Below are 22943 nucleotides of genomic sequence, written 5' to 3' on the forward strand. Positions count from 1 at the left end.
GAAAATAAATATGACTGATTTTGCAATGATCTTCCCTGGACAGGGATCTCAAGCTATCGGAATGCTAGCAGAACTTGCTGAGCAATATCCTGTAGTGACAGAAACATTTGCTCAAGCTTCAGATGTATTGGGTTATTCTCTTTGGGATTTAGTACAAAATGGTTCTGAAGAAGAGTTAAACAAGACATGGAAGACACAGCCTGCATTATTAGCAGCATCGGTTGCAATATGGCGTGTATGGCAAGAAAAACAAGGAAAAATGCCACAACTGATGGCGGGTCACAGTCTTGGTGAATATTCTGCATTAGTGTGTGCTGGTGTTATTGATTTCGCAGCGGCAATTAAACTAGTAGAATTACGCGGTCAATTAATGCAAGAAGCTGTACCCGCAGGTACAGGTGCCATGTATGCCATTATTGGTCTAGACAATGATGCTATTGCAAAAGCATGTGAAGCAGCAGCGCAAGGACAAGTCGTTTCGCCAGTTAACTTTAATTCACCAGGACAAGTGGTTATCGCAGGTAATAAGGAAGCGGTAGAACGTGCGGGTGTTTTATGTAAAGAAGCCGGTGCTAAACGCGCATTGCCTCTAGCCGTGAGTGTGCCTTCGCATTGTGCGTTAATGGCACCAGCGGCAGAGAAACTGGCTATCGCATTGCAAGAAATTGAATTTAAACAACCTGAAATTCAAGTTGTTAATAACGTTGATGTGAAAGCACAAACAGATGCAAATGCTATTCGTGATGCATTAGTTCGCCAGTTATATAACCCAGTGCGCTGGACTGAAACGGTTGAACTTATCGCGGATAAAGGCATCACTCAACTATTAGAAATGGGGCCGGGTAAAGTATTAACCGGTTTAACCAAACGCATTTCTAAAGAAATGAACGCTGTAGCGGTTAATGATATTGCTTCATTAAACGCTGCATTAGGAAATGACTGAGGGAACTCATGGGATTTGACGGAAAAATAGCACTAGTTACTGGCGCAAGCCGTGGTATTGGCCGTGCGATAGCAGAAGATTTAGTCGCACGTGGCGCAACAGTAATTGGTACAGCAACGAGTGAAAACGGTGCGCAGGCTATCTCTGAATATTTAGCCGGTAAGGGTAAAGGTTTTGTGTTAAATGTCACAGAAAACGACTCTATCGAAAAATTTTTAGCTGATGTGCGTGCTGAATTTGGCGAAATTGATATTTTAGTCAATAATGCAGGTATTACTCGTGATAACCTGTTGATGCGCATGAAAGACGATGAATGGCAAGATATCATCGACACAAATCTTTCATCAGTCTTCCGTCTGTCTAAAGCAGTTATGCGTGCTATGATGAAAAAACGTTATGGTCGTATAATTACCATTGGTTCTGTTGTAGGAACTATGGGGAATGCGGGACAGGCAAACTACGCGGCGGCAAAAGCGGGTGTGATTGGTTTTAGTAAATCATTAGCACGCGAAGTTGCTTCCCGAGGCATTACGGTAAATGTTGTTGCTCCAGGTTTTATTGAAACTGATATGACTAAAGCATTAACAGACGACCAAAGAGCGGGTATTTTATCTCAAGTTCCTGCTAACCGTTTAGGTGATGCCAAAGAGATTGCCAGTGCTGTAGCTTTCTTAGCTTCTGATGAAGCAAGCTATATCACAGGTGAAACATTACATGTCAATGGCGGCATGTATATGATCTAATTATGGGGACGTCTTTATATTTGCTTTTTGCGTACAATATAATGCAAAATATAGCGAATAAAGTAGTCCACACAGTCGGGATTGGTTAGCATCTTTTCCTGTATTTATAAACTAAGAAAATCATCGCGCAAGCGAGTTTTGATAGGAAATTTAATAGTATGAGCACTATCGACGAACGCGTTAAGAAAATCATTGTTGAACAACTGGGTGTTAAAGAGGAAGAAGTTGTAAATTCGGCTTCATTTGTTGATGACTTAGGCGCTGATTCTCTTGACACAGTTGAGCTGGTAATGGCTCTGGAAGAAGAATTCGATATCGAAATCCCAGACGAAGAAGCAGAAAAAATTACTACAGTTCAAGCTGCAATTGATTACGTTGAGAACGCAGGTAAATAAGTCTGCTACTCTAGGCGGTCACTCGACCGCCTATATTTTTTTACCCTAACTATTTCCCTCCTTGGAGGATAAGCGTGTCTAAGCGTCGTGTAGTTGTGACCGGAATAGGCATGTTATCTCCTGTCGGTAATAACGCAGAAGCTTCTTGGGAAGCTGTATGTGGCGGACAGAGTGGTATCAGCCTTATCGAAGATTTTGACACCAGTCATCATGCGACCAAATTCGCTGGATTGGTAAAAGATTTCAATCATGAAGATTATAATCTTTCGCGTAAAGACGCGCGTAAGATGGATCTCTTTATTCAGTATGGTATTGCTGCGGGTGTTCAAGCCTTTGCAGATTCAGGTCTTGAAGTAACAGAAGCCAATGCAAGTCGTATCGGAGCTGCGATTGGTTCTGGTATTGGTGGCTTAGGCCTTATCGAAGACAACCATACGTCTATGACGAATGGTGGCCCTCGTAAAATTAGCCCATTTTTTGTACCTTCAACCATCATTAATATGGTTGCAGGACATTTAAGTATTATTTACGGCTTACGTGGCCCAACTATCTCTATTGCAACTGCATGTACATCGGGTGTTCATAATATTGGACATGCTGCACGTATTATTGCTTATGGCGATGCAGATGCTATGTTGGCGGGTGGTGCTGAAAAAGCAACAACACCATTAGGTCTTGGCGGGTTTGGTGCAGTACGCGCATTATCAACCCGTAATGATAATCCACAAGCGGCTAGCCGCCCGTGGGATACTGATCGTGACGGTTTTGTTCTTGGTGATGGAGCAGGTGTTCTGGTACTAGAAGAATATGAACACGCCAAAAACCGTGGTGCTAAAATTTATGCTGAAATCGTCGGATTTGGTATGAGCAGCGATGCTTACCATATGACTTCACCAGCAGAAAATGGCGCTGGTGCAGCATTAGCAATGGAAAATGCATTAAATGATGCAGGTATTTCCGCTGCTAATGTTGGGTATATCAACGCACACGGTACATCAACTAATGCTGGTGATATTGCTGAAGCACAAGCTGTAGAAGCTGTGTTTGGTAAGGGGACTGATGTATTAGTTAGTTCAACAAAATCCATGACAGGTCACTTATTAGGTGCTGCAGGAGCGGTTGAGTCAATCTTTACTATCCTTGCTCTGCGTGATCAAATTGCGCCTCCAACAATTAATCTTGATAATCAAGATGAAAATTGTCGTCTTGATTTTGTTCCACATAAAGCACGTAAAGTTGAGAATATGGAGTATGCTCTGTGTAACTCATTTGGCTTTGGTGGTACAAATGGTTCAGTTCTATTTAAACGCGTATAACCGACGTATTTATCAATAGCTGATCAGACTGAAGGCCCAGATAACTCTGGGTCTTTTATTTTGTCCTTTTGCAGCCAGTTGCTTTATTATGTGCAAATGAATATCAATGAGATAAAGGCAGAATATCCGATGTATTGGGTTAATGGGCAACAACAGAACACTGTCGATGCCAGTGATCGCGCAGTGCAATTTGGTGATGGCTGTTTTACAACACTTCTTGTTGAAAATAATCAACCCATTATGCTATCTGCCCATATTGAAAGGCTAAAACAAGGTTGTGAGGCACTTTTTTTACCGTTTCCAGATTGGAACTGGTTAAAAAACCACATTATAGATATTGCTACTACTATCGAAACATCCAAAGGTGTTATCAAAGTTATTATCACTCGAGGTATAGGTGGCCGTGGTTATTCATCTAAAGGATTTATAACACCCACGATTGTCACTTCAAATTCACTTTATCCTTCTCATTATCTTAATCAGCAACTGTCGGGTGTTTTATTGGGTATAAGTCCTATCTTATTGGGTAAAAACTCAATGTTAGCCGGCATTAAACATCTGAATCGTTTAGAACAAATTTTGATAAAACATCATTTAGAAACTACAAAATTTGACGATGTATTAGTGTGTGATAATGAGGGTTATTTAATTGAAGCCAATGCCTCTAATCTTTTTTGGCGAAAAGGTCATTCAATTTTCACACCAAACCTGACAGCGTCTGGGGTTAATGGCATTATGCGTCAACAGATTTTGCAATTTGCTAAGCAACGTAATTGGGATATTCATGTGGTGAAAGAAAAACCACAAACACTTTTTGATGCAGATGAAGTTTGGTTAACAAATGCATTAATGCCAATCATACCCGTTGTACAGATCGAATTTTCGGATGATAAGCGCTATCAATATTCTAGCCGAGATTATTATGATGTTGTTTTACAATGCTGTTTATCACTTAAATAAATTTTGATGAGTCGTGAATGAAGATAAAAAAGATTATTTGGATTGTTTTTTTTGCCTTATTAATTAGCGTAGGCGCAGTTGCTTTGTATGTAATGCAAAATATCCGTGGATTAGAATCAAATGTTGTTGTGAAGCAAGATGAAACATTGCTTACAGTGCCTGCCGGTACAGGACGTATCGCAATGGAACAGTTATTGATAAAAAATAAATTACTAAAAGAAGGTGACTATTTTCAGATCTTGCTAAAAGTAAAACCGGAATTAGCACAATTTAAAGCAGGAACATATCGACTGACAAAAGGCATGACATTACGCGATGTTTTATTGTTGATTAAAAGCGGTAAAGAGGCGCAATTTACCATTCGTTTTATTGAAGGAAGTCGACTCAGTGATTGGCAGCCTATTTTTGAACAAGCCACTGAACTTAACGCTATCGCACATACTATGGATAGCGATAAATTACGCGAAGCTATTGGTATTAAACCTGAAATAAGCAATCTAGAAGGGTGGTTTGCACCTGATACATATCATTACACCGCCGGCACGACAGACATCGCAATTTTAAAACGCGCTTATCAACAAATGGAAAAAACATTAGAAGAAGAGTGGATTAAACGCGATAGTGATTTACCGTATAAATCTGCTTATGAAATGCTGATTATGGCGTCGATCATTGAAAAAGAAACCGCAATTGATGCCGAAAGAACTAAAGTGGCTTCTGTTTTTGTAAATCGATTAAAAATAAAAATGCGATTACAAACAGATCCTACAGTGATCTATGGATTGGGTGATAAATATCGTGGAACCATCTATCGTAGTGATTTAAATGGTTATACCCCTTACAATACTTATCAAATTGATGGATTACCACCAACACCTATTGCAATGCCAAGTGTTGCATCAATTAAAGCAGCCGCTCACCCAGCAGATACACGTTATCTCTATTTTGTTGCAGATGGTACAGGTGGGCATAAATTCTCTACCTCATTAAATGAACACAATAAAGCGGTCGCGCAATATCGACGCTTACAACAAAGATAATTATGAATAACAGCAAATTTATCGTGATTGAAGGGTTAGAAGGCGCAGGAAAAACGAGCGCTATTCAAACTGTTGTTGAAACATTAAAACAGCAAGGAATAACCAATCTGGCTTTTACCAGAGAACCCGGTGGTACGCCTCTTGCAGAAAAATTACGCGAGCTTATAAAGCAAGGCATTGAAGGCGAGAAAGTAACAGATAAAGCTGAGTTATTAATGCTTTATGCCGCTAGAGTTCAGCTAATTGAAAATGTGATCAAACCCGCGTTAGCCGATGGGAAATGGGTTATTGGTGATCGCCATGATTTGTCATCACAAGCTTATCAAGGTGGTGGGCGAGGTTTAGATAAAAACTTAATGCTTTCACTACGTAATACAGTTTTAGGTGATTTTCGCCCTGATTTAACTTTGTATTTAGATCTTGATCCGGCAATTGGTCTTGCAAGAGCAAGGGCAAGAGGTGAATTAGATAGAATAGAAAAAGAATCTATGGACTTTTTCTATCGTACTCGCGAGCGTTATCAATCACTCGCTAAAGAAGATTCATCAATTATAACTATTGATGCCTCACAAACGATAGATAAAGTACAAGCCGATATTCGCCAAACACTTACTACTTGGTTAATTGAGCAGGAAAATAACGCATTATGAATTGGTATCCTTGGTTAAATCAGGCATATCGACAACTCATTAGCATGTATCAAGAAGGACGTGGGCACCATGCTCTTTTGCTACAGGCATCAGAAGGAATGGGAGTCGAGGCGCTCTCTTATGGTTTAAGTCGTTGGTTAATGTGCCAGAATAAACAGGGATTAAAAAGTTGTAATGAGTGCCATAGTTGTCATCTTATGTTGGCTCAAACGCATCCTGACTGGCATATCTTACAATGCGAAAAAGGTAAGGCCTCTATTGGAATTGAAACTGTGAGAAAAATAACCGAAAAGCTAGAGCATCATGCTCAACAAGGTGGATCACGGGTTGTTTGGATCAAAGAAACTCAAGCATTAACTGAAGCTGCTGCTAATGCGCTATTAAAAACATTAGAAGAGCCGCCTAAAAATACCTATTTTTTACTTGATTGTCAGCAGCCAGAAGCGTTATTAGCCACGTTGCGTAGCCGTTGTTTCCATTATCACTTGGCTGCACCAGCCATTAATCATGCTGGGCATTGGTTGCAGCAACAGCTTCCAAATATTCCATATAGCGATATTATTACTGCGATAAACTTATCTCAGGGTGCACCTGTTTTAGCATTGAGATTACTTAAAGAAGAGTGGCAGGAAAGAGACCGCTTTTGCCAAGGATTATTGAATGGTTTACAACAACGTAATCTCTATGCTTTTTTACCACAGCTAAATCAAGATAACGTAGATCGCCGTTTGTATTGGTTGTTGTCGTTACTACTTGATGCATTGAAACTGCAATCCAATGCACAGACTTATTGTGTTAATCAAGACCGACAGCCGTTGATTATTGCGTTATCTCAATTACCTTCAGATGTTTTATTATCGGTTATTGATGGATGGAAACAATGTCGTTACCAATTAATGTCTATACCATCATTAAACAGAGAGTTATTACTAGCAGAGCAATTGCTAGTCTGGGAAAATCAGTTAGTTACACAGCATTAATTGTGATCTTAGCTGTAATAAAATAAATAGATTAATTAGCACGACTAAATAAATGAGAGTACGTTATGTTTTTAGTTGATTCACACTGCCATCTCGACAGCTTAGATTATGAAAAACTGCATAAAAATATTGATGATGTTGTTGAAAAAGCACAACAACGCGATGTCCAGTATATGTTGGCAGTTGCAACAACACTTTCTGGCTTTAAGAATATGCGCGAACTTATTGGTAAACGCGACAATATTGCATTTTCTTGTGGTATACATCCGCTTAATCTTGATGAAGGGCATGATGTTGAAGAGTTAGCGCGTTTGGCTGCTGAACCTGACGTTGTTGCATTAGGTGAAACAGGATTAGATTACTACTATCAACAAGAAAATGCTGAGCTACAAAGAGAAATCTTCCGTGAGCATATTCGCATTGGTAGACAAGTGAATAAGCCGATTATTGTACATACTCGCAGCGCTCGTGAAGATACGCTTGCTATTATGAAGGAAGAGAAAGTACAAGATTGTGGTGGTGTATTACATTGTTTTACCGAAGATAAAGAAACAGCTATCGCGTTGCTTGATTTAGGAATGTATATCTCATTTTCAGGTATTGTTACCTTTAGAAATGCCGAGCAAATAAGAGAAGCTGCACGCATTGTGCCTCTGGATAGGATCTTAATTGAGACAGACTCCCCTTATTTAGCCCCAGTACCACACAGAGGCAAAGAAAATCAACCCGCGTATGTACGTGATGTTGCAGAATATATGGCGGTATTGAAAGGCGTGAGTGTTGAAGAGTTAGCCCAACAGACGACACGTAACTTTGCTAAACTTTTTCATATTCAAAATTTAGCTGACTAATAAATTGGTTTAGAAACTAAAATTAATAATCAGGTGGAAAAAATGGCAGAAGAAACGATTTTCAGTAAAATTATTCGTGGCGAAATTCCCGCCAATATTGTTTTTCAAGATGATACGGTAACCGCATTTCGTGATATTTCACCGCAAGCACCAACACATATTTTAATTATACCGAATAAACTTATTCCTACAGTAAATGATGTTACTGAACAAGATGAGCAAGTTTTAGGGCACCTTATTGTGGTCGCTGCCAAAATTGCTCAGCAAGAAGGTATTGCAGAAGATGGCTACCGCTTAGTGATAAATTGTAATAAACATGGTGGACAAGAAGTGTTTCACATCCACATGCATTTATTAGGTGGAAAACCGCTAGGTCCTTTATTAAGCCAATAACCATTAAATATTATTGGATTAATAGAAAAACTTTCGTGAGTGCGCGCGATAACGGGAAGTTTGCATGATAAAACAAGGTAAATCGTTATTTTCATTACTTGTTATACTGTTTATGACGACATTGGTCACTGGGTGTTTATCATCTAATGCAGATAATAAACTCTACTTTAATCGCCACCAGGCGATAGTGATGGAGCCATCAGTATTAGCCGCAGGTATTGTTGCTGGACGTCCAGCAATAACGCAATATGCTAATGGTACACGTGCAACAGTGATGCTATCTAATACACAGTCTTACCCAGTTTCTATCCGTTATCGCTTTTATTGGTATAACGAACAAGGACTTGAAGTGTCTCCAGCGGGTCGTGTCAATGATGTGACTATTTTGGGTGATGGTGATACTGAAATTAGCGGCGATATACCAGATAAAACAATTAGCTATGTCAGGGTCTATCTTTTTATTTAGGATAAGGTAACAGCAGTATGAAAAGAATTTTATTTGTTGTGATGTCTGTTTTTTTACTTGCAGGTTGCCCATCGATGTTGCCACAACAGCCACCTGTTCCTGTTGAACCTGTTACGCCAACAGAGCCGGTTGAGCCAACTGTACCAATAGAGCCACCTATCGAGGTTGTTCCAACACCACCTAAAATTACCAGTATTAATTGGAATTCAGCTATTCAACCATTAATTAGAGAGATGGCGGTTACGGATGATCTTGTCGCTGGAAAATTATTAGTTGTTGATAATATTAAAAACAATTCCGGTGGAAACATACAAGCTGTTAATGGCACTAATACTATTATCCAATCAGTAAATCAAATTAGTGCTTTACAAACAGTATCTTATGCACAAATGATGTCGGCAAGAAAAGCATTAGGATTATCTGGTGAAGATAGCTTAGGATTACGTAGCGCAGCGATTGGATTAGCTCGTTACCTAAAAGCGGATTACATTTTATTTTCAACCGTTGATGGTAAAAAAGATAATCGGGTGATCAATATGCAGCTAATGTCTGTTTCTACTGGTGAAATACTCTGGAATGGGCGTAATAAAGTTGAGTGATACGCATTACTCTAAATTACTTAATGCACTGCATGCTTTATTCCCGACGATAACATTGAGTAATTGGAAAATTACAGCATTAGCAGGATTAGGCGGTGGGACTTTCCGCATCCAATATGCTGAGATTGATTGGGTTGCACGATATTATGGAATAGAAAAAACGGCCTTATTTGTTAGAGCCAGAAAGGAGTACGCTATTTTAAAGCAACTTTCTGGCTCTGATTTATCGCCAAAAATTGCGACTCGTTATGGAGAATGGTTTTTTCTTCATTGGCTGCAAGGTAAACATCTCTCACACCAACAGTTGGTTGGCTCTTATTTTCAGCCGTTCGCACAAAAAATTGCTCAGTTACATCAGCAAAAACCTTTTGGCTATCCTCTTGATCTTTGGCATGAATTATCTATTTATTGGTATGGTATCGATAGAAAACGCTTATCACCAAAATGGTTAGCTTTACAGCGTGATTTTTTACAGCAACCCCGGCACAATCTTATAAAATACGCGCCAGCTCACATGGATTTACATCCTGCTAATATTCTTCTGAGTGATTCAGGTATAAAATTCATTGATTGGGAATATGCGGCCGATATTGATATAGCGGATTCATTGATGACACTTTTTGCTTCTAATCAATTAACCCCAGAGCAACAAAGACAGTTTTTACACTATTATTGTTCATATCATAGTCATCACCTTCAACCCAAAAAGGGAATACCTTATTCTGTTGAACAGCTAAGAAAGAAAATTCTTTCTAGAGAACCATTCATTTTTTATATGATGCTAATGTGGTATGAAGTACGTTGGCAGCAAACAAAAGATGAATTATTTTTAATAATGTCAGAACCTTTACGCCGCTATTTTAGTCTGATGTGCTAAAGACATTATATTGTCACAATTACAAAGAGAGGAATGTTATGGGGCCAGTAATGCTCGATGTGGAAGGATATGAACTCGATAGTGAGGAGCGCGAAATATTAAAGCATCCACTGGTCGGTGGATTAATCCTTTTTACCCGCAACTTCCACGATGCTGAACAATTAAATGAATTAGTGCGCCAAATTCGAGATGCTTCACATGAACGTCTTGTTATTGCCGTTGATCAAGAAGGTGGTCGCGTACAACGTTTTCGTGACGGTTTTACTCGTATTCCAGCTGCTCAATCTTACGCTGCATTAAATGAACGCTATCAAGCAAGTCAGTTAGCACAAGAGGCTGGGTGGCTTATGGCCTCTGAAATGATTGCGATGGATATTGATATTAGCTTTGCTCCAGTGCTTGATTTAGGTCATAGCTGCATCGCTATTGGTGAACGTTCTTTTCATGATTCTCCTGAAGTTGCAATGGCGATGGCCGAGAGTTTTATTAAAGGTATGCGTTCAGCGGGAATGAAATCGACAGGCAAACACTTTCCTGGGCACGGTGGCGTTAGAGCAGATTCTCATAAAGAAACACCTCGTGATGAGCGTTCACTTGATGATATTCGCCAGCATGATATGTCTATCTTTAAAGATTTCATTCAACGCCAATTACTTGATGCTATTATGCCAGCGCATGTTATTTATTCACAAATTGATGAGCGTCCAGCAAGTGGTTCACCATACTGGTTAAAATCAGTATTACGTGAGCAACTTGGCTTTCAAGGCGTTATCTTCTCTGATGACCTTTCAATGGAAGGTGCAGCTATAATGGGAAGCTATGCACAAAGAGCGCAACGTGCTTTAGATGCAGGCTGCGATATGATTTTAGTCTGTAATAATCGCAAAGGTGCTGTTAGTGTGTTAGATAACCTGTCCTCAGTCAAAGCAGAGCGAATTTCTGCATTGTACCATCATCGAGGTCGCTACACCTTGAGTGAGCTTCAAGCATCTGATCGTTGGAAAAAATCAAATCAGTTGTTGACCCAATTACAGGAGCAATGGCAGGAGCGCGCATGATTATATATTTACATGGTTTTGATTCCAGTAGTCCGGGAAATCATGAGAAAGTTTTACAGCTACAGTTTATTGATCCTGATGTTCGTTTTATTAGCTACAGTACGTTGCATCCTCGTCATGATATGCAACATTTGTTGAAAGAAACGGATAAAGTGATTAAATCGACTAAAGAACCGGTTTTAATTTGCGGAGTCGGATTAGGCGGATATTGGGCTGAACGTATTGGTTTCTTGTGTAATATTCGTCAAGTAATGATAAATCCAAATCTTTTTCCTTACGAGAATATGACGGATAAAATTGACAGACCCGAAGAATATTTAGATATCGCCACAAAATGTATCAAGGATTTCCGTTCTAAAAACAGAGACAATGCCTTAGTAATTTTATCGCGTAATGATGAGATTTTAGATAATCAACGTTCTGCAGATGAGTTATCGCCTTATTACTCAGTCATTTGGGATGATAATCAAACGCATAAGTTTAAAAATCTCTCAGAGCATCTGTTTAAAATTAAAGCTTTTAATACCAAATGAGGTATTAAAATTCTTGTTTAAGATGGATGAAGATATTTCATCCATTTTTATAACTCTTTGCTTTTACTTCAATATTTTGTTTCCCTTCCATATTATATATTCGTTTGATGTAATATCTCTTTCTCATTCTTTTATTATTTTTTCTTGATATCAATCATTACATTAAAAAAACCACTCTTTATTTAACTGATATACAAAGGTAAAAATTTATTCTAGTCTACGTTTAGATTACTTTTTGAACACTTGAGTCTAGGTATCACTTGGTTTTATCAAAAAAGAGATATGATTATTCAAATATTTTTGATATAAATCAATTTTGGTATGACCATCTTTCCAATTAACTTGTTTGAAAACAAAAATAGTAGATGAAACGATTTAACTGTCGTTATTTAAGTAGATTTCACTAAGCCTACTTAAATAACAATAGTAAATATCTTTATGGAGTGGCGCTCATGTCATTAACAAAAATTGTTATCGTAGGTGGTGGAGCAGGTGGATTAGAGCTTGCAACCAAGTTGGGAGATAAATTAGGCCGTCGTAAAAAAGCCGAAATTACCTTAGTTGATAGAAATAATAGTCATCTATGGAAGCCACTTTTACATGAAGTTGCAACAGGATCATTAGACGATGGTGTTGATGCATTAAGTTATTTGGCTCATGGACATAATCATCACTTTAATTTTCAGTTAGGATCGCTTACAGGGCTTTCTCGGGAAAAAAAAGCGATTACTTTAGCGGCTATTTATGATGAGTACCAAGAATTATTAGTTCCTGAGCGTGAACTTGAATACGATATTTTAGTGATGGCTTTGGGAAGTAAATCAAATGATTTTGGTACACCAGGTATTAAAGAAAATTGCATTTTCCTAGATAGCCCGCAACAAGCTCATCGTTTTCATAATGAAATGTTGAATTTATTTTTAAAATATTCAGCAGATGCTAATGCTGAAGCGGAAGGACGCAAAGTTAATATTGCAATAGTGGGCGGTGGTGCAACAGGGGTTGAACTCTCTGCTGAATTACATAATGCCGTTCGTCAACTTAATAGTTATGGTTTGAAAAAATTAGCACCTTCAGCGCTAAATATTACTTTAGTTGAAGCTGGCGAACGCATATTACCTGCATTACCAGTGCGTATTTCGAGCGCAGCGCATCATGAACTCACCAAATTAGGTGTTAGAGTGATGACTAAAACGATGATAACTAGTGCAGATGAAGATGGTTTGAATACCAAAGAAGGTGAGCATATAGATGCTGATTTAATGGTATGGGCTGCGGGTATTAAAGCACCAGATTTTATGCAAGAAATAGCAGGACTTGAAACAAACAGAATTAATCAATTAGTCGTCAAACCAACATTACAGACAACATTAGATGATGCTATTTTTGCGATAGGTGATTGTGCTTCTTGTCCAAGAAAAGAAGGTGGTTTTGTACCGCCTCGAGCACAGTCAGCGCACCAAATGGCAAGTCGTTGTTATGGTAATATTTTAGCAATGTTAAAAGATAAACCACTAAAAGAGTATGTGTATAAAGATCATGGCTCTTTAGTTTCACTTTCTAAATTTAGTACTGTTGGTAGTTTGATGGGAAATTTGATGAAAGGTGACATGATGATAGAAGGGCGTATTGCTCGTATCGTTTATATTTCACTTTATCGAATGCACCAAATTGCACTGCATGGATATATTAAAACAGGATTAATGATGCTGGTTGGATCTATTAATCGTGTTATTAAACCAAAACTGAAATTGCATTAATTCCATTTCTTCCGATGGGATCTATCTTTTGTTCTATCCTCTAGACAAAAGTTATAGACTAAAACCCTCATATTAGATGAGGGTTTTTTATCTATTTTTCTTTACAGATAAATTTTGAAATGAGATTATCTAATTAAGCCGAAAAATAGTAGCATAAAGTACTAGACGAATTGGCTGTTTATCTTAAAAATAACAAATAACTCTAGAGTACAACCTAACAATGTTAAATATAATTTTATCATTAAGGTTAAATAGTTATAATTTAAAATAGAGTTTTCATTAAATTATTAAGTTGAACTATTTAAGATTTTTCTTAAATAAAAAGCGTCGTTTATTTCATTATTTTTTACGATAAAGTGTTATGGTAATTCGCATGAGTTAATTAAAGTATTAATTATTTATTCATATAATAAAAATACGTTAACTTGTTATTTTTGTTTATTTTTTTGATTAATTTAATTTACTGATTTAGTAAGTATTTTTTCTATAATACCAATTAAGACAGTTAAGAATAAAGTAAATAGACGACAAATGTTAAGTTGCTGTTATCATAATGCTGTATTGTAGCGTTATAGCTTAGTTACATTTTAGACTCTATTTAAATAAGTCAAATACTCTCTTAATATTAGAATGAGATCTTAAAAAAATATGGAATATTTATTTAATTAGGTAATTAAAACAAAAATTAGTGGTGTATTTAACATGTCATAAGTACGTAGTTTATTTATTATGTTAACAGCCAAGGATGTTAAATAAACTCTTAAGTAAAACGATAGTATTTAAGTTAATACTAACTATATTAATCACTTATAAAAATAGGGCGATTATATAGTGACTTAAGAGCAGTAAAATTAAGGACAAACAGATAAAAAGGGGAAAAAGTGAGTGTTGATATCAGAAAATACACACTGATAGGACTAATCTTTGTATTAGCTATTCTTTCGTTTATCGTATGGAAGTGGATTTTTCCACAGCCTCAATTCGCTCATGTTGTTTCAGCAACACCAATAAAATCAACCGTGTTTGTTACAGAAGAATATTGTCACCGTATTGGTTTACCTACGCCATTTACACCAGAAAACTTATCAAGATTTCATCCAGCAGAAAAAGAGTGCCGAGTTTTTTATATGATTGAAGCACTCAACGATAAAAATATCGCACGTTTTCCATATCCACAATTTAAAGAGTGTATTCCTATTTATCGTCAAGAGCGCAGGGTGGTTGGCTATGATGTGCTTTACACCATTGATGGAACACCAGGAAAAGTACGTACTACATTTAAACCAGGCGAGACTATTCCATTAGATCCACAAGGACGCTTAATTTTAGAACAAGAACCTTATTGCTCTATGAATGAGAATGTTCCTTGTCGAAAAGAATAATAGTTTAAAAATTAATATGTTACGGCAGATATTAATCTAATTATGTCACTAATCTAATAAAAATTAAGATAAAAATATTTAAATCATTGTTGTCATTATTTCAGTTAAAACACCAGTGACATTGAATGCAAATTAAAGGCGTAAATAGTTAAATTTACGCCTTTTTATCAAAGCGTTGTCTAGCAGTAGGTGATTATCCGATTCGATGCTCAGCAAATGCTTCTAGCATATTATCAATAAAGATAAGTCGTTTTTCTCGTTCTGTAAGATCAACAATAAATTTTAATTTTGTTGGTCCATCTAAACGAAAAATTAACGGTTGTTCTTGTAATAAGCTAATGAGATAACTTGGGTCAACATTATTTTTCTGACCAAATTCAATAAATCCACCTTTATCATTAGCCTCAATTCGGGTGATCCCTAAACTCATGGCATTAAGACGAATAGCAGCATTGCGTAATAGATTACGCCCTGCATCTGGTAATGTACCAAATCTATCAATCAGTTCGGCTCTTAAATCATTCAGTTCATTTAAGTCACTAGCACTGGCAATTCGTTTATAGAATGAGAGCCTAACATTAACATCAGGAATATAATCATCTGGCAGCAGAACGGGCATTCTTAATTCAATTTCAGTCTGTTGATTAGTCAGATCTTCTAAGGATGGCTCTCGACCTTCTTTTAATGCATCGACGGCGCTTTCTAATAGCTCCATATACAACGAGAAGCCAATGGTATTCATTTGTCCGCTTTGTTCTTCACCTAAGAGTTCACCAGCACCACGGATCTCTAAATCATGCGTTGCAAGTGCAAAACCCGCACCAAGATCTTCTAAAGACGCAATAGCTTCTAAGCGTTTATGTGCATCTTTGGTCATCGCTTTAGGATGTGGCGTTAGCAAATAAGCATAAGCTTGGTGATGTGAACGACCAACACGACCACGTAACTGATGTAATTGCGCTAAACCAAAATGATCTGCACGTTCAATAATAATGGTATTGGCACTTGGAATATCTATACCCGTTTCAATAATGGTCGTACATAGTAAAACGTTAAAGCGTTGATGGTGAAAATCATTCATTACTCGCTCAAGGTCTCTTTCACGCATTTGGCCATGACCAATGCCAATTCTAGCTTCTGGTACTAATTCAGCAAGTCTATCGCGAGCTTTTTCAATATTTTCAACATCGTTATATAAGTAATAAACCTGACCACCGCGTAAGGTTTCACGCAGTATCGCTTCGCGTACAACTAAATCGTCATATTCGCGTACAAAGGTTTTAACTGATAAACGGCGCGCGGGCGGTGTGGCAATAATAGAAAGATCACGCATTCCACTCATAGCCATATTTAATGTTCGAGGGATAGGTGTTGCAGTGAGCGTCAAAATATCAACATTAGCACGCATCGCTTTAATTCGTTCTTTATGGCGTACACCAAAACGATGTTCTTCATCGACAATTAACAGACCCAGGTCTTTCCATTGAATACTTGGCTGTAATAGCTTATGTGTGCCAATTACAATATCAATAGTTCCTTCAGCTAATTTTTCGGTGATCTGTTGTTGTTCTTTGGCACTACGAAAACGTGAGATCATCTCAATATTAACGGGCCAATTAGCAAAACGATCACGAAAATTATCGAAGTGTTGCTGAGCAAGCAGTGTCGTAGGAACTAAAATAGCGACTTGTTTATTATTGCTAATGGCAAGAAAAGCAGCGCGCATTGCTACTTCAGTTTTACCAAAGCCAACATCACCACAAACTAATCTATCCATCGCAATAGGCTGACACATATCGCTAAGTACTGCGTTAATTGCCATTTCTTGGTCTGGCGTGGTTTCAAATGGGAAGCTTTGGCGGAAAGATTGGTATTGCTCTCTATCCATTTTAAAGGCAAAACCTGTTTTAACCGCGCGTTGAGCATATACATCTAATAGTTCAGCAGCGACATCACGTACTTTTTCAGCTGCTTTTTGACGCGCTTTAGTCCACGCCTCGCCGCCCAATTTATGAAGTGGGGCATTTTCATCAGCACCGCCAGAGTAGCGGCTAATCAGATGAAGTGAGGAAACAGGAACATAAAGTTTATCGCCACCCGCATAAGTCAGCATTAAATACTCAGCTTTAACGCCACCAGCTTCTAGTGTGGTCATACCTTGATATCGACCCACACCATGTTCAAGATGAACAACAGGCTGTCCTGGACTCAATTCAGCGAGGTTACGAATTAAAGTATCAGTATTGATTGTACGGCGATTATCTTGACGACGACGATTAACACGTTCACCAAGCATATCGCTTTCGCAAATCATCGCGAGTTGGCGGTGACTATCAATAAAGCCGTGTTCAGCAGCACCAATAATAAAGTAACAGCCTTTTTCTTTAGCATCAGCTAATTCAATAATTTGCTTTGGCGCTATTTTTATACGGGATAACAGCTCTTGTACCGTTTCGCGTCGGCCTTCACTTTCAACAGAAAAAACAATACTGCCGGAGAACTGCTCTTGGAAACGGCGCAAGTTATCGAGAGGGGATTTACTTTGCGCATTAATTGATAAATCAGGTAGTGGCTGATAACCCAGATTTGTTTGCCCAGCCTTTTCAGGTAAGATTTCGCTGCGTAGCTGAATGCGTGGCCACTGTTTTAGCGCTTTATTGAAGTTATCAACATTTAGCCAGATATCATCCGGGGGTAATAGTGGACGCATAGGATCAACGCGCCGGCTTTCATAACGCTGATTGATATCTAGCCAAAATTTATCAGCTGAATCTTGGAGGTCTTGTGTAACAATTAAGGTATTTTTAGGAAAATAAGCAAATAAATTTGATAGGGGCTGACTAAAAAATAGCGATTGCCAATATTCGATCCCAGCGGGTAATACATGTTTACTGACTTGCTGATAAATATGTTCCGGATCACGCCTTACATCAAAGCGCTCACGCCACTGACTACGAAATAGCTCAATCGCATTTGCATCAGTAGGGAATTCATGGGCAGGTAACAGATTTATTTGCTCAACTTCAGCTAAAGTACGTTGTGTATCAACATCAAAAGTACGCAAACTATCAATTTCATCATCAAAAAAATCAACGCGAAAGGGTAACTCACTTCCCATCGGAAAAAGATCGAGTAATGCGCCTCGTGTCGCGTATTCACCATGTTCTAAAACTTGTTCTACATGGCGATATCCTGCTTCATCAAGTGTTTTGCGTAAATTATCACGAGAGAGTCGCTCACCTTTGTGCATTATTAATGCATGACCTGCGAGATAATCCGTAGGACAGACTTTTTGCATTAACGTATTGACTGGTAAGATTAAAATTCCCTTGAGAAGTGATGGGATACGGTATAGCGTAGAAAGGCGATTAGAGATAATCTCTTGATGAGGCGAAAAACTGTCGTAGGGCAATGTTTCCCAATCAGAGAGGGTATCTACTGGATAATCACAAAACTGACGGATTTCATCTTGTAACCGTAATGCGTTTTGCATATCGCGAGTGACAAGAACGACTAATCCCGAATGACGTTTAATGATATCTGCGCATTCTAAGGCACAAGCGGCACCTGACAGCTGACCTAGCTGGCGAGTATCCCCTTGTTTTACAGGAAGTTGATAACGATATTCTGAGGACATAAGCGTGTAATGTGAACTCTTGGTTGTAGTTAACTCCCAACACATCTTCAGCGTAATCGCTAAAGCTTAAACTGGCGGGCAGGTTAAGATAAAAGAAAAAACCACAGTTTGGGAATAGAGTGGTTCCATTCAGTAAGACTACCCTTTATTATCCCTGAACACTTCGCATTAGCAACAGGAACAGCACAGATTTCATGTACAATTCTGTCTCATTTTTTATAGGGCTCCGTTATATGCGGGGTCGCGCGGTCGATAAGTTCGGCCGCTTCGTCTCTTGGCTATCAGCTTTAGGGATTATGTTAGGTGTTGCGGCACTAATCACTGTGACTTCTGTAATGAATGGTTTTGAGCGTTCATTACAAGACAGTATATTGGCCTATATTCCACAAGCTATCATCACAACGCCGAATGGACAATTGCCAAAACAAGATAGCACCGCACAAACTTTATTAAAACGAGAAGGTGTTATAAATGTCGTGCCTTTAGTTGAAGGCGATGTTGTTTTACAAAGTAAAGACAATATCAGTGTTGGCATAATGTTAGGTGTTGAAAAAGCGCAAGATGAACCATTAACACAATATATTCGTTATGGTAATTTTTCGATGCTTAAAGCGGGTGAATATGGCGTTATCCTTGGTAATAATTTAGCTAAACAGCTAAAAGCAAAAGAAGGGGATAAAATCCGTCTAATTGTTCCTAGCGTGAGCCAATTAACTCCAATGGGCAGAGTTCCAAGTCAGCGACTTTTTACTGTCAAAGGTATTTTTCAAAGTGGTGGTGATGCTGATGCTTCACAGGTTCTTGTTAATCAGCAGGATGCTGCACGTTTAATGCGTTATCAACCTGGTAATATTACTGGGTGGCGTCTCTTTTTCTCATCTCCACTGAATATCGAAAAATACAGCGCTCAATCTTTACCAGAAGGATTAAGTTGGAAAGATTGGCGAGAGCGTAAAGGTGAATTTTTCCAGGCTGTTAAAATGGAAAAAAATATGATGGGATTATTATTAAGCTTAATTATTGCAGTGGCAGCTTTTAATATTATTACCTCTCTTTCTTTATTGGTGATGGAAAAACAAGGTGAAGTCGCTATTTTGCAAACAATGGGATTAAAGCGAACTCAGATAATGTCTATCTTTATGCTGCAAGGTGCTGGCGCTGGTATTATGGGGGCTATAGCTGGTGGGTTATTAGGTGCCTTACTTTCTAGTCAGCTTAATACTATTATGCCGGCCGTTGGGCTTATTCCTCATGGTGTTGAATTACCTGCAACATTAGAATGGGGACGCGTATTTATTATTGGTTTTGCTGCCATTGTTATTTCACTTTTATCGACTTTATACCCGTCTTGGCGGGCAGCGACAATTCAGCCAGCAGAGGCGCTACGTTATGAGTAATTCTTCTTTTAAATCAGAATACCCATCAGAAATACAGGCAAAAATTGAGACGCAATATTTATTAGATTGTCATGCACTATGCAAAGAGTACAAAGATGGCTTGATCTCAACGCAAGTTTTAAAATCAGTCTCTTTTTCAATGGGTCAAGGTGATTTTTTAGCTATTGTTGGAAGTTCTGGCTCGGGTAAAAGTACGTTATTGCATCTATTAGGTGGCTTAGATTCGCCAAGTTCAGGCGAGGTCTTTTTTAAAGCACAATCACTTAATAAGCTCTCATCTTCGCAAAAAGCAGATTTACGTAATACTCAACTTGGTTTTATTTACCAATTTCATCATCTTTTGCCTGATTTTACGGCGCTTGAAAATGTTGCTATGCCTTTAATGATTGGCGGCACCAGTGTGGCCAATGCAAAACAAAAAGCGATGTCTCTTCTAGACGCTGTTGGTTTAAAAGAGCGAGCTCATCATCGCCCATCAGAGCTTTCTGGTGGTGAAAGGCAACGTGTTGCTATTGCGAGAGCTTTGGTGAATGATCCTGCGTTAGTTCTTGCTGATGAGCCAACAGGTAATCTTGACCAAAAGAATGCTGAAGCTATTTTTGAATTATTGCTGAAGTTAAATAAAGAGAAAAAAACGGCATTTTTAGTGGTGACACACGATTTAGCATTAGCTGCACGTTTTCAGCGTCAGCTCGAAATGAAAGATGGTCAATTACAGCAACATGACTCGGTTTCAGGAGTGAAATAATGGCTCAGTTGCCACTTGCTTTAGTGACTGCTCTGCGTTTTTCAAGAGGACGAAAGCGTGCAGGAATGGTCTCTTTAATCTCAATTATATCGACATTAGGAATTATGCTCGGTGTAGCTGTTCTTATTATTGGCTTAAGTGCCATGAATGGTTTTGAGCGCGAGCTAAAAAATCGCATTCTTTCTGTTGTTCCTCATGGACAAATATATTCAGTTGAACAGCCATTTATCCAATGGCAATCAGCATTACCTCGAATCGAAAATACCCCGGGTGTTGTTGCTGCAGCACCTTATATTTTGCTTACAGGGCTATTAGAAAAAGGCACTGATTTAAAAGCAGTTCAAGTAATGGGAGTATTGCCAGAAAAGCAACCTGATATCAGCCTCTTACCCAGTTATGTACAAGATAACGCATGGCAAGATTTTAAAGCCGGAAAACAGCAAATTATTATTGGGCAAGGTGTTGCTGATTCATTAAAAATTACTAAAGGCGATTGGTTAACTGTATTAATTCCTAATAATGACGATCCAACTAAGTTATTACAGCCTAAACGTATTCGTTTACAGGTGAGTGGGATTTTTCGTTTAAGTGGTATGCTCGATCACCAATTAGCCCTTATTCCACTGACTGATGCTCAACAATATATGGATTATGGCAATGGCGTTACAGGGATTGAAATAAAAACGGCCGATCCTTTTACTGCTAATGAAGTTATTCATAATGCAGGATTAAATAGCCAAGAATATGTTTATGCAAAAAGCTGGATAAGTGATTATGGTTATATGTATAGCGATATTCAGATGATCCGTAGCATTATGTATTTATCGATGATCTTAGTAATAGGTGTTGCCTGTTTTAATATTGTTTCTACGCTTATTATGGCGGTTAGAGATAAAAGCAGTGATATTGCTATTTTAAGGACTCTTGGTGCAAGAGATAGTCATATTCGTAATATTTTCCTATGGTATGGTTTATTATCTGGCATGATTGGTTGTGTTGCTGGGGTTATTGTGGGTGTTTTAGTTGCACTTAATCTTACGCCGTTGGTTTCTGCTATTGAATCACTGACAGGACATAGTGTGCTTTCAGGCGATGTTTATTTTGTTGACTTTTTACCTTCTGAAATTCATGGAATAGATGTTTTTTCTGTATTTCTTACTACGGTTGTCTTAAGTCTAATAGCCAGTTGGTATCCTGCTCGTAGGGCAACTAAACTTGATCCGGCGAGAATTCTAAGTGGACAATAAGTTTAATGGCATAAAAATAAATAGAACACATTAAAATCGTTAATTTAAAACAGCTATATTTTAAAAGTGAGAACCAAGGATTGTTATGATGAAACTTCGTCATCGTCGGTTTAGGAAATATCGTAAGATTAAGTATCTACGCAGACAACATGCTCGTTGTCGTTATTTTCAATTAACCCATAAAACGGAGCATGAAATGAATTTACCCAAAGTCGTCGTATTAACTGGGGCTGGCATTTCAGCTGAATCAGGAATTAAAACATTCCGCTCAGAAGATGGATTGTGGGAAGAGCACCGTGTTGAAGATGTCGCAACGCCAGAAGGTTATCAACGAAACCCTAAGTTAGTTCAGCAATTTTATAACGAGCGTCGTCGTCAATTGCAACAGCCTTCTATTCAGCCTAATGAAGCTCACTTCGCATTAGCAAAACTAGAGCAGCGCCTTGGTAAGGAAAACTTCTTACTCGTTACACAAAATATTGATAACTTGCATGAAAAAGCAGGTAGTCAGCATGTTTTACATATGCATGGTGAATTGCTCAAAGTGCGTTGCCCTCAATCTCGTCAAGTTTTTGAATGGAAAGGTGATTTGGAAACGAGTGACTATTGCCATTGTTGCCAATTTCCATCACCTTTGCGCCCACATATTGTGTGGTTTGGTGAGATGCCACTAGGAATGGAAGAGATTTATCAAGCATTAGCTGAGGCAGATATTTTTATTTCTATTGGTACTTCTGGCAATGTGTATCCTGCAGCTGGATTTGTACATGAGGCAAAACTGACAGGAGCGCATACCGTTGAGCTAAATCTTGAGCCAAGTCTCGTTGAAAGTCAGTTTGAAGAAAAACACTATGGCCCTGCGAGCCAGGTTGTTGATGATTATGTTCATAAATTGTTTGATTTAATTAATGATCCTAAAGCTGATTTGACGCAATAATTATTTCTTAAAGTTCCCTATTATGAATCTT

Annotated in this window: 22 protein-coding genes; 21 read left to right on the forward strand and 1 reads right to left on the reverse strand. The window is 38.3% G+C overall.

The genetic code is table 11. The annotated features are described in order from the left end of the window. Positions 1-10 precede the first annotated feature (10 nt). The 17 genes from fabD (at position 11) to umoD (ending at position 14946) form a co-directional block, all read left to right on the forward strand. Positions 11-943, forward strand: a complete 933-nt coding sequence (gene fabD, locus PH4a_RS13610) for an ACP S-malonyltransferase (RefSeq protein WP_129040458.1) — start codon at positions 11-13, stop codon at positions 941-943. Positions 944-951: 8 nt separating this feature from the next. Next, entirely contained in the window at positions 952-1686 is a 735-nt protein-coding gene (fabG, locus tag PH4a_RS13615; RefSeq protein WP_129040460.1) for a 3-oxoacyl-ACP reductase FabG, read from the forward strand. A gap of 158 nt (positions 1687-1844) precedes the next feature. After that, positions 1845-2081: an acyl carrier protein gene (acpP, locus tag PH4a_RS13620; RefSeq protein WP_004247087.1), complete on the forward strand. Its 237-nt coding sequence runs from the start codon at positions 1845-1847 to the stop codon at positions 2079-2081. Between the two features lie 74 nt (positions 2082-2155). Then, a complete protein-coding gene (gene fabF, locus PH4a_RS13625; RefSeq protein WP_129040462.1) occupies positions 2156-3397 on the forward strand; it encodes a beta-ketoacyl-ACP synthase II in 1242 nt (413 codons plus the stop codon). Positions 3398-3526: 129 nt separating this feature from the next. Then, positions 3527-4357 carry an aminodeoxychorismate lyase gene (pabC, locus tag PH4a_RS13630; protein ID WP_129041919.1) on the forward strand — a complete coding sequence of 277 codons (831 nt, stop codon included), beginning with the start codon at positions 3527-3529 and terminating at the stop codon, positions 4355-4357. Between the two features lie 17 nt (positions 4358-4374). Next, the gene (gene mltG, locus PH4a_RS13635) at positions 4375-5397 is read left to right on the forward strand and encodes an endolytic transglycosylase MltG (protein WP_129040463.1); all 1023 of its coding nucleotides are present in this window, start codon (positions 4375-4377) and stop codon (positions 5395-5397) included. Between the two features lie 2 nt (positions 5398-5399). Next, positions 5400-6047, forward strand: a complete 648-nt coding sequence (gene tmk / locus PH4a_RS13640; protein WP_129040465.1) for a dTMP kinase — start codon at positions 5400-5402, stop codon at positions 6045-6047. Further along, positions 6044-7027 carry a DNA polymerase III subunit delta' gene (holB, locus tag PH4a_RS13645; RefSeq protein WP_129040467.1) on the forward strand — a complete coding sequence of 328 codons (984 nt, stop codon included), beginning with the start codon at positions 6044-6046 and terminating at the stop codon, positions 7025-7027. Before tmk ends, holB begins: the two co-directional genes overlap by 4 nt. A 65-nt stretch (positions 7028-7092) precedes the next feature. Further along, on the forward strand, positions 7093-7878 hold the full coding sequence (locus PH4a_RS13650; protein WP_129040469.1) for a metal-dependent hydrolase: 786 nt from the start codon (positions 7093-7095) through the stop codon (positions 7876-7878). A gap of 42 nt (positions 7879-7920) precedes the next feature. Further along, on the forward strand, positions 7921-8271 hold the full coding sequence (gene hinT, locus PH4a_RS13655) for a purine nucleoside phosphoramidase (protein ID WP_129040471.1): 351 nt from the start codon (positions 7921-7923) through the stop codon (positions 8269-8271). 64 nt (positions 8272-8335) lie between these two features. Beyond that, positions 8336-8737, forward strand: a complete 402-nt coding sequence (locus tag PH4a_RS13660) for a YcfL family putative periplasmic lipoprotein (RefSeq protein WP_129040473.1) — start codon at positions 8336-8338, stop codon at positions 8735-8737. 17 nt (positions 8738-8754) lie between these two features. Beyond that, complete coding sequence (locus PH4a_RS13665; RefSeq protein ID WP_129040475.1) at positions 8755-9336, forward strand: penicillin-binding protein activator LpoB; 582 nt, start codon at positions 8755-8757, stop codon at positions 9334-9336. Further along, a complete protein-coding gene (locus tag PH4a_RS13670; protein ID WP_244212883.1) occupies positions 9314-10213 on the forward strand; it encodes a phosphotransferase in 900 nt (299 codons plus the stop codon). The genes PH4a_RS13665 and PH4a_RS13670 overlap by 23 nt, the downstream gene beginning before the upstream one ends. A 38-nt stretch (positions 10214-10251) precedes the next feature. Continuing rightward, positions 10252-11271, forward strand: coding sequence for a beta-N-acetylhexosaminidase (gene nagZ / locus PH4a_RS13675; protein WP_129040477.1), 1020 nt, complete (start codon positions 10252-10254; stop codon positions 11269-11271). Beyond that, complete coding sequence (gene ycfP, locus PH4a_RS13680; protein ID WP_064719627.1) at positions 11268-11804, forward strand: alpha/beta hydrolase YcfP; 537 nt, start codon at positions 11268-11270, stop codon at positions 11802-11804. The genes nagZ and ycfP overlap by 4 nt, the downstream gene beginning before the upstream one ends. A gap of 452 nt (positions 11805-12256) precedes the next feature. Continuing rightward, entirely contained in the window at positions 12257-13564 is a 1308-nt protein-coding gene (locus PH4a_RS13685; protein WP_129040479.1) for an NAD(P)/FAD-dependent oxidoreductase, read from the forward strand. An 881-nt stretch (positions 13565-14445) separates the two neighbouring features. Continuing rightward, positions 14446-14946 carry a flagellar biogenesis regulator UmoD gene (gene umoD, locus PH4a_RS13690; protein ID WP_064719629.1) on the forward strand — a complete coding sequence of 167 codons (501 nt, stop codon included), beginning with the start codon at positions 14446-14448 and terminating at the stop codon, positions 14944-14946. Positions 14947-15139: 193 nt separating this feature from the next. Here umoD and mfd read toward each other — a convergent pair whose 3' ends face one another. Beyond that, on the reverse strand, positions 15140-18583 hold the full coding sequence (mfd, locus tag PH4a_RS13695; protein WP_129040481.1) for a transcription-repair coupling factor: 3444 nt from the start codon (positions 18581-18583) through the stop codon (positions 15140-15142). Positions 18584-18777: 194 nt separating this feature from the next. Between mfd and lolC the strand changes: the two genes are divergently transcribed. From lolC to cobB, 4 genes are all read left to right on the forward strand, one after another. Then, on the forward strand, positions 18778-19980 hold the full coding sequence (gene lolC, locus PH4a_RS13700) for a lipoprotein-releasing ABC transporter permease subunit LolC (RefSeq protein ID WP_129040483.1): 1203 nt from the start codon (positions 18778-18780) through the stop codon (positions 19978-19980). A gap of 43 nt (positions 19981-20023) precedes the next feature. Further along, positions 20024-20728, forward strand: a complete 705-nt coding sequence (lolD, locus tag PH4a_RS13705) for a lipoprotein-releasing ABC transporter ATP-binding protein LolD (protein ID WP_244212970.1) — start codon at positions 20024-20026, stop codon at positions 20726-20728. Further along, on the forward strand, positions 20728-21975 hold the full coding sequence (gene lolE / locus PH4a_RS13710) for a lipoprotein-releasing ABC transporter permease subunit LolE (RefSeq protein WP_129040487.1): 1248 nt from the start codon (positions 20728-20730) through the stop codon (positions 21973-21975). The genes lolD and lolE overlap by 1 nt, the downstream gene beginning before the upstream one ends. An 88-nt stretch (positions 21976-22063) precedes the next feature. Beyond that, positions 22064-22912 (forward strand): Sir2 family NAD+-dependent deacetylase, encoded by an 849-nt coding sequence (cobB, locus tag PH4a_RS13715; protein WP_074379345.1) that lies wholly within the window; start codon positions 22064-22066, stop codon positions 22910-22912. The last annotated feature ends 31 nt before the right edge of the window (positions 22913-22943 follow it).

This window comes from Proteus hauseri (genome assembly GCF_004116975.1).
Lineage (GTDB): Bacteria > Pseudomonadota > Gammaproteobacteria > Enterobacterales > Enterobacteriaceae > Proteus > Proteus hauseri.

Bases quoted from the DNA above. Each gene is read 5' to 3' on its own strand.
- PH4a_RS13665 (WP_129040475.1), top strand. From the start codon at position 8,755: ATGAAAAGAATTTTATTTGTTGTGATGTCTGTTTTTTTACTTGCAGGT.
- hinT (WP_129040471.1), top strand. From the start codon at position 7,921: ATGGCAGAAGAAACGATTTTCAGTAAAATTATTCGTGGCGAAATTCCC.
- tmk (WP_129040465.1), top strand. From the start codon at position 5,400: ATGAATAACAGCAAATTTATCGTGATTGAAGGGTTAGAAGGCGCAGGA.
- PH4a_RS13650 (WP_129040469.1), top strand. From the start codon at position 7,093: ATGTTTTTAGTTGATTCACACTGCCATCTCGACAGCTTAGATTATGAA.
- ycfP (WP_064719627.1), top strand. From the start codon at position 11,268: ATGATTATATATTTACATGGTTTTGATTCCAGTAGTCCGGGAAATCAT.
- pabC (WP_129041919.1), top strand. From the start codon at position 3,527: ATGTATTGGGTTAATGGGCAACAACAGAACACTGTCGATGCCAGTGAT.
- mltG (WP_129040463.1), top strand. From the start codon at position 4,375: ATGAAGATAAAAAAGATTATTTGGATTGTTTTTTTTGCCTTATTAATT.
- PH4a_RS13660 (WP_129040473.1), top strand. From the start codon at position 8,336: ATGATAAAACAAGGTAAATCGTTATTTTCATTACTTGTTATACTGTTT.
- PH4a_RS13670 (WP_244212883.1), top strand. From the start codon at position 9,314: ATGGGCGTAATAAAGTTGAGTGATACGCATTACTCTAAATTACTTAAT.
- cobB (WP_074379345.1), top strand. From the start codon at position 22,064: ATGAAACTTCGTCATCGTCGGTTTAGGAAATATCGTAAGATTAAGTAT.
- fabG (WP_129040460.1), top strand. From the start codon at position 952: ATGGGATTTGACGGAAAAATAGCACTAGTTACTGGCGCAAGCCGTGGT.
- holB (WP_129040467.1), top strand. From the start codon at position 6,044: ATGAATTGGTATCCTTGGTTAAATCAGGCATATCGACAACTCATTAGC.
- lolE (WP_129040487.1), top strand. From the start codon at position 20,728: ATGGCTCAGTTGCCACTTGCTTTAGTGACTGCTCTGCGTTTTTCAAGA.
- acpP (WP_004247087.1), top strand. From the start codon at position 1,845: ATGAGCACTATCGACGAACGCGTTAAGAAAATCATTGTTGAACAACTG.
- fabD (WP_129040458.1), top strand. From the start codon at position 11: ATGACTGATTTTGCAATGATCTTCCCTGGACAGGGATCTCAAGCTATC.
- nagZ (WP_129040477.1), top strand. From the start codon at position 10,252: ATGGGGCCAGTAATGCTCGATGTGGAAGGATATGAACTCGATAGTGAG.
- lolC (WP_129040483.1), top strand. From the start codon at position 18,778: ATGTACAATTCTGTCTCATTTTTTATAGGGCTCCGTTATATGCGGGGT.
- mfd (WP_129040481.1), bottom strand. From the start codon at position 18,583: ATGTCCTCAGAATATCGTTATCAACTTCCTGTAAAACAAGGGGATACT.
- PH4a_RS13685 (WP_129040479.1), top strand. From the start codon at position 12,257: ATGTCATTAACAAAAATTGTTATCGTAGGTGGTGGAGCAGGTGGATTA.